Origin of the sequence: Bifidobacterium sp. B4079, from assembly GCF_026537385.1 — a bacterium.
GTDB classification, from domain to species: Bacteria; Actinomycetota; Actinomycetes; order Actinomycetales; family Bifidobacteriaceae; genus Bombiscardovia; species Bombiscardovia asteroides_I.
The window spans coordinates 545,665-557,931 of record NZ_JAFNMH010000001.1 but is presented as its reverse complement, the minus strand read 5'-3'; the positions used below and the strand labels follow the sequence as shown (position 1 = coordinate 557,931).

General features: G+C 51.0%; 10 protein-coding genes. 6 read left to right on the top strand and 4 right to left on the bottom strand.

Going from position 1 to position 12,267, the window contains the following annotated elements; all coding sequences use genetic code 11:
• The first annotated feature begins 49 nt into the window (after positions 1-49).
• From J3T95_RS02375 to J3T95_RS02365, 3 genes are read left to right on the top strand one after another with little or no spacing between them, the layout of a single operon-like run.
• The gene (locus J3T95_RS02375; protein ID WP_267450268.1) at positions 50-778 is read left to right on the top strand and encodes a hypothetical protein; all 729 of its coding nucleotides are present in this window, start codon (positions 50-52) and stop codon (positions 776-778) included.
• Between the two features lie 31 nt (positions 779-809).
• Positions 810-1,913, top strand: a complete 1,104-nt coding sequence (locus tag J3T95_RS02370) for a radical SAM protein (protein WP_267450267.1) — start codon at positions 810-812, stop codon at positions 1,911-1,913.
• The gene (locus tag J3T95_RS02365) at positions 1,900-3,030 is read left to right on the top strand and encodes a methyltransferase (protein ID WP_267450266.1); all 1,131 of its coding nucleotides are present in this window, start codon (positions 1,900-1,902) and stop codon (positions 3,028-3,030) included. Before J3T95_RS02370 ends, J3T95_RS02365 begins: the two co-directional genes overlap by 14 nt.
• 1,024 nt (positions 3,031-4,054) lie before the next feature.
• Here J3T95_RS02365 and J3T95_RS02360 read toward each other — a convergent pair.
• Both J3T95_RS02360 and J3T95_RS02355 read right to left on the bottom strand, forming a co-directional pair.
• Complete coding sequence (locus tag J3T95_RS02360; protein ID WP_267450265.1) at positions 4,055-4,426, bottom strand: hypothetical protein; 372 nt, start codon at positions 4,424-4,426, stop codon at positions 4,055-4,057.
• Positions 4,427-4,814: 388 nt separating this feature from the next.
• A complete protein-coding gene (locus tag J3T95_RS02355; protein ID WP_267450264.1) occupies positions 4,815-5,078 on the bottom strand; it encodes a hypothetical protein in 264 nt (87 codons plus the stop codon).
• A gap of 1,680 nt (positions 5,079-6,758) precedes the next feature.
• Here J3T95_RS02355 and J3T95_RS02350 point away from each other — a divergent pair.
• The 3 genes from J3T95_RS02350 to J3T95_RS02340 all read left to right on the top strand — a co-directional run bounded on the left by J3T95_RS02350 (position 6,759) and on the right by J3T95_RS02340 (position 10,235).
• On the top strand, positions 6,759-7,166 hold the full coding sequence (locus J3T95_RS02350; protein WP_267450263.1) for a MarR family winged helix-turn-helix transcriptional regulator: 408 nt from the start codon (positions 6,759-6,761) through the stop codon (positions 7,164-7,166).
• A gap of 5 nt (positions 7,167-7,171) precedes the next feature.
• Complete coding sequence (locus J3T95_RS02345; RefSeq protein WP_267450262.1) at positions 7,172-8,599, top strand: MDR family MFS transporter; 1,428 nt, start codon at positions 7,172-7,174, stop codon at positions 8,597-8,599.
• 535 nt (positions 8,600-9,134) lie between these two features.
• On the top strand, positions 9,135-10,235 hold the full coding sequence (locus tag J3T95_RS02340) for an alpha/beta hydrolase family protein (RefSeq protein WP_267450261.1): 1,101 nt from the start codon (positions 9,135-9,137) through the stop codon (positions 10,233-10,235).
• A 68-nt stretch (positions 10,236-10,303) separates the two neighbouring features.
• Here the strand turns inward: J3T95_RS02340 and J3T95_RS02335 are convergent, their stop codons facing one another.
• Both J3T95_RS02335 and J3T95_RS02330 read right to left on the bottom strand, forming a co-directional pair.
• On the bottom strand, positions 10,304-10,978 hold the full coding sequence (locus J3T95_RS02335) for a response regulator transcription factor (protein WP_267450260.1): 675 nt from the start codon (positions 10,976-10,978) through the stop codon (positions 10,304-10,306).
• A 178-nt stretch (positions 10,979-11,156) separates the two neighbouring features.
• Positions 11,157-12,065 carry a sensor histidine kinase gene (locus J3T95_RS02330; RefSeq protein WP_267450259.1) on the bottom strand — a complete coding sequence of 303 codons (909 nt, stop codon included), beginning with the start codon at positions 12,063-12,065 and terminating at the stop codon, positions 11,157-11,159.
• Positions 12,066-12,267 lie beyond the last annotated feature (202 nt).

The window sequence follows — 12,267 nt, the reverse complement described above, 5'->3', positions numbered from 1 at the left end:
AGGATATTGTAATTATAGAGTTACAAATATTGTAAGGAAGCAATAACAATTGGAGTGTGAAGAAATGAATAACTGCATCCAGAGAGAGTCGCTACATGCATTGATGCTTTTCCGTAAAGATCTCCAGGACAATCTTGTATTGAGAGAAAAATTCGAAAAAGATCCACAATCTGTATTACCCACTGAGTGTAAGCTCATTACCATAGGCACAGATAATCAAAATGGAATGACCTTTTCAGAGAGCCTTAAAGACACCCCGCTAGGCTTGAGATATGTAACGTTAGACAGATTAGTCAGAGTCATTGCAGCCCAGGCGGATATCAAGATTGACGATGCTGAAGCAGTGCCATTTGTGGTCTGGGCCGGTTTTAATGCTCTTGTTGCATACAATGGGGCAGCAATAGGCACCGTGGTCATTTACCACGACGGGGCGGTAAACACAGAAGCCTTCATCAATGCGGTCGTGAGATTCAATGTTAAATTAAAAGGGAACAGTGGCTCAACTCTTCAGTCAGTAAAAACAGAATTAATCAACAAGCCACATGTCATTTTGAGCAACACTTATTTGAATTCGGGCACTCATGATTTCCTTGTTAAATCTGGCATTAGTGCAATAAGAGAGAAAATGTTACTAAGAACAATTTTGAACGAAAAAATGACCAACACTGACAGACCCTCAAAACTCACTAAAGACTACACGTACAACGGTGTCAATTTCACTGTAGACTACCAGGCACATGGCAAGGATTACAAAGTTTCTGATTCTTCTCTGCTTTGACTACTCATCTTTAACGTAAACGGAGAGAATCATGTACGAAGAAATAACTGTTGACAAATACCTGCAAGATAAAGATATCCGTGAAATTGCGATCGTCACGACGGATCGCTGCGAGGCGCGATGTGCCCATTGCCTTATGGAATCTTCGCCTGACCGCACAGAACAGTTGTCTGTAAAACAGATAACCGATTACATAGATTACTTCTCTGCAAAGGAAGAACTGCAGCTGGTCTGTTTTACTGGCGGTGAGTCAACTTTACTCGGAGATGATCTGCTCGAAGCGATCGCATATTGTTCCGAGCATGATATACCGACACGACTTGTCACTAATGCAACATGGGCCGACAATGAAGTTTCTGCACAAAAAACGGTATCAGCGTTATGCGAAGTAGGGCTTACAGAAATTAACATTTCAACCGATGATTTTCATGCTGTTTGGATTCCACTTGAAAACGTAAAGACCGCTTGGGGAGCTTGTAAAGGAAAAGGGTTTAAAACTGTTCTAATAGCAACATGCAGCGGACCAAGAAGCAAGGTAACCCCTACATCAGTTAGGGACTTTATAGGGGAGCCTGAAGTAAAAATCTACAAAGACATTGAATTGCGAGGTGACTTACCGTCTGCGTCCGATGGAACTTTCTACGGGATATCCGATAATAATATAACTAGCCTAGGCCGAGCAACCCATCTGAGAAAGGACTATTTTCGCAAGGTGAATTCAACCACGGTAGGTGGAGAGGTTTATGGGGCATGCCCCGCTCAGTACCGTCCATTAACAATAACTGCAGATGGATCTATTGGCATATGCTGTGGCGTGAATTGTGAGTATAGCAAGATTCTCTCACTTGGCCCCTTGAGGGATAACGATGGAAATCCCAAAATTATTGGACGTTTCCAGCAACTAATGATTGATGCTATTTCCATATTGGGTCCTGCAGCACTGTACAGTTTAGCTTCTGAAGGTAGCTCTGCAGTAGAAGCTTTTTCTCCGCAAACGTGTTGTGAGGTTTGTTCAAGATTGCTTACTTCGAAGAAGCTCATGACAAAATTAGAAGAAAAGGCAGATATTATCGAAGAACGTGTGAAACTTGCACGCACTCCGTTTTTGGTGCGGGATAGACATGATATTTTTTAATTCAAAGCCGCTATCGTTAGAAGTCGGTAAAAAACTTTTTACTATGCTTGCTAGAGTTGGGTATATCGATTTACTAGCGAACCTAAGTCCGCTGGGTTACCCGCATCCCGCCATTCGTCATGTGCTAAATGATCTGAACCAGCATTTACAGGATGTTTGCAAGCTTTTTTTCTTAGGCAATAGTGTGCCTGTAAAAAACTTTGAACCTGAAATGAGTGCTGTTTTAGATGTGCTGTGCGAAGCTGGTTTGTGTAATAAATCGGGAAAATCTTACGTATTAAATGGATTATCGTTATATTTAGTTAATGGTTTATTGTACTTCGTTGAAGAGCCCGCACCACTAACTACGTTGTATTATGGGAGAGACTCTTGGGCAATGGCTTCACGTATTCAGCTTTATCCCAAGCTTGCAGGTGAAGTTTTAGACTTTTGCTCAGGTCCAGGAATTCAAAGCTTGCTATCTGCCCAGAGTGGTTCCAGGGTAACATCTATCGAAATTAATCCAATAGCTGCCTCGCTAGAAAAATGTAATGCCACTTTGAACGGATACAGCGAAGAGATTACAATAAGGTGTTGTCCGGTTAAAGATGCATTCACCCCGGAAGATCGAGGACAATTTGATAGAATCATTGCGAATCCTCCTCTTGTTCCAATACCTCAAGGTATTGATTACCCGTTACCTGGTGATGGTGGTAACGATGGGTTGAAGGTAACCCAAGAGATTCTGGAAACAGGTCTTCCCCGACTCTCGGAAAATGGTAGTTTAAGCACAATTGGGATGTGTACAGGAGACGTGAGCGGTCCTGCTGTGGCAGATTTGTTACAGATCTACAAGCATGATTACGATATTCAATTATGCATTCTTAATAAACATGAGCTAAGTCAAGATAGCGAATGGATTTTGGCTATCGCGCAAACAATCACGCTGCACTCAGGAAAGAGAATTAGTGATATATGTGAGCAGCTGTACGAGAAATACCTAACCACTGGAAGTTCTGCTTTATTTATGTACGCTGTAACCCTTCGACCAAAACTGCCTAATTCTCAACATCCTTTTACAGACATAGTTGACTTTTCTGACTCCCAATTTTCCGCAAACAATTGGTGGATTGAATGAGCGGCTTTTAGTAGCACTTCAGAAGAAGTCTAGCTTCCTGAATTTTGCCCCTACTTTGCTCTGCCCTGAAACTTGAGTTTTGGACAGAGAATCATTTTATACTACTTAACTGTCACCAAAGTTATATCTGTTTGAGAGGAAGAGTTAAGGTTTATTAGATATTTTTGTACTGTTAAATGGTTGAGAGAGTGCATGTAAAAGTAACATCCAACGCACCACATTTAGCTCCCATACCATCTTGACCTAACGAGAAGAATCCTGGCATATCTTCTTCTACTCATCATCCGGTCTAGTTGATCATTATGGGTTATGTAGCAAAACGTGTGTCTAATGGTTGTCTGTTTTCAGGTATGTTGCGGGTTCAGGTGCTTCGTCCTGCCCATCCTTTTCTCGTGGAGTCCCTTCTCAGCGATCGTGGCGGTCCCGTGGAGAGATGGTGTCTGTGGCGGTGGACCAGCAGTCTTGGGTCTGGATCCTTTGGCGATGATGGCCTGCGGTCAGGGAGGGGTCGGTGAAGACGAAGAGGGATCCCTGTCTGTTGAGTTGTCTGAGCCTGAGATAGGTGTTGAGGCGGACCCGCTCATGAGTGTACCTCCACTTCCTGCCGGCCAGGGCCGCGGGGTTGTCCAGGGCCCTGGCCGGCAGGGTACTCTCCTTTTACAAAGAGAAAACAAGCCTACTCAGTGTGATCTCCTGAATGCATCATAACTATTTAGGCTTGATAGAAAGGCATCTCCAACAACGAAGCAATATTCCTCTTATAGAAAGCTGACTACATATTGGGCTCGCCGTGATTCGGGCCATTTTGCTTAGGAATGCTGTCTCCCCCCCCCCCCATCACATAATGCTTCTCTTCCCCGCCGTTGTTTGGCGGTGTAGGATTGGGTGGGGCGCCTCCTGAACCCGGTGCCGGACTAGGGGCACCGTAAGACCTATACTACCACCAGGCGGCCCACGGGGCATAGCCGGCGCCGACTGAGCTTGCAGGGCTGCCTGAGAGGCCTCCTGAGCCTCACGATCAGCCCTAGCCTGAACGGCCACCGCTTACCCTGCCCATCGCATCACTCAACGCCTGGGCGGTCTCCTCCAAGTCCTTCACCCCAGCTTTGGCGTCATCGCGCACCTTCGATGCCTCATCAATGGCCGCTGATAGATCCACGCGCACCTGCTCATCATCGACCCGACCATCTCTGGAAGCCAACAGACCGGAAGCCTCACCAACACGAAATACCACAACACAGAATCCACAGCCCCCAGACAACCCATGGCTGCGCACATCAAACCAACTGATATCACGACGTAGACTCTCATCATGAGCTCGTAATTCATTGACACTAGCCACGTCGCAGGATACAGAATACGGTGCTTTAGCAGCATTTTCATCAGCCATTTTCATACTGCCTTGACATCATTGACCTGGTTAGATGTTATTTTCTTCGCTTCGTGGTTTTGCTGCTTGTCAGCAGATCATCGTTTTCCCGCTCTCTCTCTTCCCTCTCATTGAAGACATTTCCGCAAGATTGTTGAGCCAGTTTGTACTGCCTGTCTCTCAAATATACAAAGCAGGTCGGTATCACCAAAGCAGTCACCACTGCGAGTACCACCACGATTCTGCCTTTCGCCGAAATCCTCGACAATCGAGAACTATGAAGAATACTGTCAAAAAGTCATTGTGAAACACCTTCCTATTACTGACTACAAGATAAGGAGGGTGCGGCGAATTCGCTGCCTTTCGCCTGCTTCTCAAAACATGCTCTCGGCTCGTTCGTCTGAGACTTGAGAGTTCACTGCTGCCAGCCGTATCTTGTCAGCACTAGTCGGCGCTTCTTGGGCTGCAACAAGCCTGTGCATAATATTAGCGGATTGGCACGTGCTTTTGACATTTTATATAAACATTCTTCCTCAAGAAACGACAGCTGTTGAGAAGCAATGTCTAATCTAGGAGCAGCTTCATAGACATGTTGATGATTAAGATCTTCAATGATAAGACCGGCAAATGGTGCGCTGTCTGACAGCAGTTCGTAGGCGAGGACCCCGAACGAATACATGTCGGTTGCACCACTTTTCCACTGTTCAGGCGCAGCATAGCAACAGGTAAAACTGCCTTTTCTCGTTACGTTTCAGTAAGCTCCTCTGCGTCACGCGATATGCCAAAGTCGGTAAGATGCCAATGTCTATTGAGCAGAAAACGTTGGCGGGTTTCATATCCCTATGCACGACATTACCTTCTATGCTCACTAATATGACTACGATATCTTTAATAAAGGGAGTCGATTCACCCGTCATTATGCCTTTCTGATACCGTTGTATAAAGTACGCTAAAAAACGCTGTGCTATCAGACATGAGTAGCGCCCAAAACATTTTGCCATCTATGGTGTCTGTGCCTTCATACCACCCCGGCATCACATTTTCAAGTTCATGCTCTTGTTGTATCCGAGCAATACTAAATTCTCTTATCGCCCCACTCTCAGCCTGTATAAGTTTAGCCGCCGCTACTCGACCGTGACTATCGGTAGCTGATATACCGAACTAGAGCAACCCCTGCGAATTGGACCACAAAGAGTCACGTATGCATACCGCACACGCGAAACAGGGCGATGTTTCTGATAATCCCGGAGCCCTCCTGCTTACACTGCCAGCAACCTGGCTGACTGAGCCGGATTGACCGGCACACCTCTCCCAATCCCTAAGCCAGTTCCGTCTGTGCGAGTGTCATGCGGCAGTTCTTTCAGCCTAATCCAATCGGGCACATTTCGGGCACATCACCACTCATAAGTACCCGTATCAGCTCGTATCAGTTAGTACTTGGAATCTGCTAGAATCGACAGTATTCCTTGAGTATTTAGCAGCAGTTAAAGGCAGCTCACATGTACCAGAACAGCGGCTTATCTTACAAGGGGTCGCGGGTTCAAATCCCGCCGGCCCGACGAAGATATTGGGGTTGCTGTCTCTCGGAGTTCCTTTATCGTTTATCTTGCTCGGGGTCGCTAGGGAATATCACTGCTTCTTCTATTACTCACACATCCGGTGTGACAAATTGTGTCGCTAAGCATTGTTGGTATTTTGGATATTAAGTTGTGGTATCTCACAATCTTGCAGAGTCGGGTATATAATAGTCATCGCTTCTCCCTCCATCTGCGTGCCAAAGGCAGCATTTAATGGGCATGAAACCAGCAATTTGTAACCATTATTCACGAAATCCGAATTCATCCCAAATGGCGAAGCCGACAGTTGCGAAGGATAGTGTCCTGCGTACTCGCTCGACAGATAGCTTTAGGACACATGTCCGGTGAAATTCCCGCATTATTGCGAAAGATTCCATAGAGGCGAAAACGGGTTCCTGCGTGGGGATTATGTTGCTAGCTTGGTTTGTGGATTGGTGTTTTCTTGAATAGTCGTCGGGTTCCTCGGTCAAAACGGGCCTGCAGGTCCGGAGCCGTGTCGATCCTTCTTGCAGAACCGTCCTGATTTCCTGGTTTTGGGCAGGGGGGGGGCTGTTCGGCGATGCGGGCAGATCCTGTATCTGGTGATGATGGCGTCCTCCGCATGCGTCGCGTTGTGCCAGGGTAAAAAGAGGTGTCTGGTAAATCTGGTTTGACAATGCGAAACCAGCCTCTAATAATGTAGCAAGCTACATTATGAAAGGTGGGCCATGGCAACTTTTGCCCTATCGGAGCACAGACCTGAAGGTCTGATAAAGATCGCCAACACATTGTTGGAGAAGCAGATGAACGAACTCATTTCAGCTATCCTGCCTGAACTCACCGGACCGCAGTTCGTCATCGTCTACTACCTCTATGAGCATCCCGAATGGACGATACGGCAGAAGGACGTAGCGGACAGGTTCTATCTGAGCCACCCGACGGTCAGAGGTATGGTGAAACGGCTGATCAGCGCAGGTTGGTTGACCGTCGGAAACGCGCAGGGTGACCGTCGTCATGTGGTCCTCAACCTTACAGACAAGGCCAGATGCTCCATACGTCAGCAGGAAAGACGGATTCTTCGGGCCCTGGACACCACTACGGACATGGCCCTCAGCGGATTCAGCGTCCGCGAACGACAGACTCTGGAAGCACTGCTGAGGCGAGTCATTGACAATATGAGCGAAATGAGCAGGCATGGAGGAGATGCATGATCAGCATGAGGACAAGCACAGACGGTGCTGGCGAATCCGAAGCAGGCAGGAACGGCAAACGCACTCGGATGATGGCCGTCCTGCTTGCCGGGGCCTTTCTCTCGCTGATGGCCGAGACCTTCCTGAACAATGCGCTGCCAACCATCATGAAAGATTTCGCAGTCTCCCAGTCCACGGCCCAGTGGCTCAGCACTGCCTATCTGCTGGTCGTGGGCCTGATGATCCCCATATCGGCTTGGATATTCTCCAGCTTTCAGTCCAGAACCACCTATATGGCCATGATGGCCGTTTTTCTGCTGGGTTCCCTGGTCTGCGTCTTTTCCACAGGGCATTTCGCGCTCCTGCTGACGGGCAGGATCATCCAGGCCGCCGCAGCAGGCTCGCTCATGCCCTTCATCCAGAATGTGGTGCTCTTGCTTTTCCCGCCCGAGCGTCGCGGACTGGCGCTGGGGGTGGTCGGCCTGGTCGTGGCCCTGGGCCCCACCGTGGGTCCCACCTTGTCCGGTTTCATTCTGCAGCATTGGTCCTGGCGCGCTCTGTTCATCCTTCTGGCTACGGTCAGCATGCTCGTGCTGCTCGCCGCCTTCTTCTTCGTATACACGGTCAACCAGCCGCGGAAGGCAGAGCTTGATCTGGTTTCGGTAATCCTCTCCTGCCTGGGATTCGGCTGTCTGCTCTATGCCCTGTCGGCCATCGGCGACACGGGCCGGGTCTCCCCCATCACCATCGCACTGCTCCTGGCCGGCCTGGTCGTCATCTGGCTCTTCTGCCGCCGTCAGCTCTCCATGGAGCACCCACTTGTGGACCTGCGCGTGTTCAGTTCGGGCGTCTTCACGCTGACGACCCTGCTCACCACCTTGAGCAACATCTCCATGGTGGGAATCGAGCTGGTACTCCCCCTCTATCTGCAGAACAGCAGAGGGTCAAGCGCCCTGACATCTGGCCTGGTTATGCTTCCCGGCGCCATCGTCATGGGCATTTTCAATCCGCTTTCAGGCGGACTCTATGAGCGCATAGGCGTCAGGCGCATATCCCTGTTGGGCTACGCGGTCCTGGCCATCGGAACCCTGCCCATGGCCTGGTTCAGCACCAATACCGGGCTTATCGAGATCGCAGCCTGCTATGCCGTGCGGATGGCAGGCATCTCCCTGGTCATGATGACCACCTTTACCGAAGGCATCAATGCCCTGCCCCCAAGACTGACCGCAGACGGCAACGCAGTGGCCTCCACGGTAAGACAGATCGGCAGTTCTCTGGGGACGGCAGCCGCCATGATGATCGTCACCCTGGCAAGTGCCCGCCCTGCCGATGGGGCGGGCAGGGCGGTCGCCTTGGGTCAGGGATATCACTGGGCCTTCGTCTGTATGATCGCTGTGGCTCTGATCGGACTATGCTCCTCCTTCGCCCTGCGACGGAGGCGATCAATAGCTTGAGCGCCGTGGAATCTGGAGACAAGGGGCCTGTCTCTTGCCAGACCATCATCGCCGCTCTTAAGTGATCTGAGTGTTGTGGCTCGGTTAGTTGATGCGGTGACCAGATGCGCGGAAAGTAACTGCTGATGTCGATGGGGACCGTGACAATGCGTGAGCATGCTCCGGCTGCGATGAATGATTTGGAGGAGCGTGTCTAGCGATGGATGATGCGATGTGTGTGGGGGGGGGGAGGGATGACGTTGTTGTGCAGGTGAGGACTTGTGGAGGCTCAGCTGATCTCTCAGACTGCCCAGCGGATCCAGTCAGCACCGAGAGGGTGTTGTGGGGTGCTGCAAGATACCCTGGAAAAGGAGAGACACTGCCGTCTTCTTGGATAAAGCTGTCATCCATGCAAAACAATAAACTGCTGTTAGCGTCGCCAAAAAGATTTCCTTCATGTTTTGAGTGTTTTGAATGCTTCGGCTGATAACCTTCTCTGTTCTCCGAGACTGTATCATTATGCATGCAGACAACGAGATGTCTATGAGGGAGTGGGATGTCCGAAAATCCAGGCGGGGCAAAGCCTAAACGCAAATGGAGGCGGGTCCTTGTTGCCCTGGCAATAGCACTTGTTCTTGTCCTTGGAGTCATTCTGCCGGGAGCGGTCGTTTTGGTCTATGAGGACACCTTTGGAAAACGGTATGCCACGCCCGGGTGGATGCGTTATGCGCTCGCAGACTTTCCCGGATTGCGCATGAAGCGTTGCACCTTCCGTTCCAAGGACGGTCAGAAACTGGCTGGGTATCAGTATTCAAGAGACGAACCGAACCAGCGTGGAGGCGAGGCTGATGGCCTCGTCGTCATTGCTCATGGTTTCGGCGGCGGCGGGCAGAACACCTACATGGATGTTGCCGACTATTTCACCTCTCAGGGCTTTCTGGTCTTTGCTTATGACGCCACCGGCAACGATGAAAGCGCCGGAAGGTCTGTCAAGGGCCTTCCTCAAGGGGTCGAGGATCTGGACCAAGCTCTGCGTTTCGTAGAGGGAGAGAAAACATATGACAATCTCCCTGTTTTCCTGTTCGGACAGAGCTGGGGAGGGTATGCTGTCGGCGCTGTTCTCAACCTTCATCCAGAGGTCAAGGCTGCAGTTATGGTCTCTGGATTCAATCGTTCGATTGATATGATGAGTCAGCCAGGCAGGAAAATCGCTGGCCCTGCCGTCTCGCTTATCCTGCCTTGTGTGGGCATCTATGAGCATATGAAGTTCGGGAAGTTTGCAGGTTACACTGCTTTGGATGGGTTGAAGAAATCCAAGGCGGGAATTTTCATCGCTCAGAGCCGGGACGACCAGGTGGTGCCGGTCAGATATAGCTATGACTTCTTCCATGAGGCATTGCAGGCCAACCCACGATTCCGTTTTCGTGAATACCAGGATCGCGGGCACGCCTATGTCTACTATTCACAGAATTCGGTGGGATACCGCAAGCAATTCGACCAGGATTACAAGGAGCATATGAAGCGACTGGGTCAAAAACCGTCCAACGAAAGCTATAACGCATATGCGGCCAAACACTTCGACAAGTCAAAGGGCTTCGAGCTTGATCTGTCCCTGATGAACCAAATGGCGGACCTCTATCGCCAATATATGGATTGAGACGCAAAAAAACAGCCGGTTGTGGTCTTCTTCCGTCGACCAATGAGCGAGACCGCATTTGGTGTTGCTTATCGGTTTGACATGTCGGCCTGATACCAGAGAACGGCGATGTTGATCCGGTCCCTGACCTTGAGTTTGGCCAGTATGCGGCTGACGGTCTTTTTGACTGAGTCAGGCTGCAGCTGGAGGCGCTCGGCAATCTCCGCATTCGACAGACCTTGGCTGACCAGCGATGCGACCTCAAGCTCTCGTTTGCCCAGCTGATCGAATTGTTCGCGAGCCTCAGACTCATCATTGGCTCTTGGCCTCGGGACTCCTTTTCTGATCACTTCGGCCGTGATGCGCGGGGTGAGAATGGCATCGCCGGCATGAACCGCATGGATGGCTCTGTTCAGGTCAACTGTCTTGACGTCTTTGAGCAGGAATCCGGATGCGCCCGTCCCTAAAGCCGTAAAGGCATAGTCGTCCTCGTCGTAGGTGGTCAGAATGAGAACACTGATTTCAGGATAGAGTTTCTTGATATGGCTGGTGGCGTCCAGCCCGTCCATGACCGGCATGCGCACATCCATCAGAATCACATCTGGCAGAGGCTGCTGATGCATAGCGGCTGTAGCCAGCTGATCCAGAGCCTCTTGGCCGTTGGCCGCCTGTGCTACGACATGCAAGGCCGGATCCTTGGCGACCATCAGTGCCAGTCCCATGCGGGTCGGACGCTGGTCATCGACGATCATGACGCCGATCATGCGTGCTCTTCCTTGCTTGTATTGTTGGCTGCTGGTCCCGCTAGGGAGGGTATGCGTGCCTGTAATGTCCAACCGTCAGGACCAGGACCTGAGCTGAAGCTGCCGCAGTGCGCTTGCACTTCGGCTCTTAACCTGGCAAGGCCGGTACCGTTGCCATTGGCATTGTCGACATCATTGTTCAAGAGTCGGCCATCATCCCGAACGGTGATGTCAATGCCGCCCTGGCTGTTGTGATAATACGGTTGACCTCCTGCCCGTGGCGGAGGGCGTTGGTGACAGCCTCCCTGGTAACGGTAAAAGCGAGGTTGGCCTGCCCGGGATCCTGTGGTCGACGGCCTGTCTCCGTCAGGGCAGTACTGATGCCAACATGTCGAGCATGGTCGAGGACGGGTGTGATGTCTTCCCAGCTATGCCTCTCCCCTACGGACTGCAGTGGGTCGTTTTTCGGATCTTTCTCTGATCGCAGGGCTTTGACAGCAGTTCGGGTGTCTTTCAATCCCTGCCGTGCCAGATCGCTGATCATCGAGATGGCCTCATCCATTTCCGGCTTTCCGCTGGCATGATCCAGTCCCTCCGATAGGGCGATGATGGCGGTCAAGTCGTGACCCACGCTGTCATGCAGCTCGGCGGCAATCCTGGACTGACGCATGGCCTGGTCTCGCTCTCGGGTCAGGGTCAGGGCATGCGAGCGTTCCTCTTTCAATGCCTGCTCTGACATGCGTGACTGCCTCACGGAGCGTGAGAGAAAGGCAATTGTCAGGCAGAGAGCAAAAGCCAATCCAGTCGGATACAGAAGGTCGGTGAAGTGGACATCATGATGCCAACTGGCAGAGAATGCAATGCTGAGCAGGCCTAGCATGGCCGAACTGCCCAGCCCAGATGCCAAAGTCGCCATGCTCTTGGCTTCTACAGCGCAGACATAAAGGCTGACAATCCAAGGAATGACCAGGTAGGTGCATCCCGAGCCGTAAATTGCGGCAGATAGGGCAAGCAGGCCGCTGATCGTCAGGAGGATGGCCAACGGGTGCAGGCGACGCAGGCAGAGGGCCAGCACAGCCATAAGCATAATGACCACGAACAGAGGCAAGCCCCAGCCTGTATTCCTTAGGACTTGGTAGAGGGTCCCATTGGCACTGCTCGGGGCGAGAATCAGCCTGGTCAGCAAAGGCCGCGACCAGGACGGGGATGAAGACCATGCTTGGAAGAAGGATCGCCTGCCCCCAGACCGCAGCCCAGGTCACCCCCTGAGCCTGAAAGTCCGGCTTGCAGCTCTGATACTGGTCCCAACC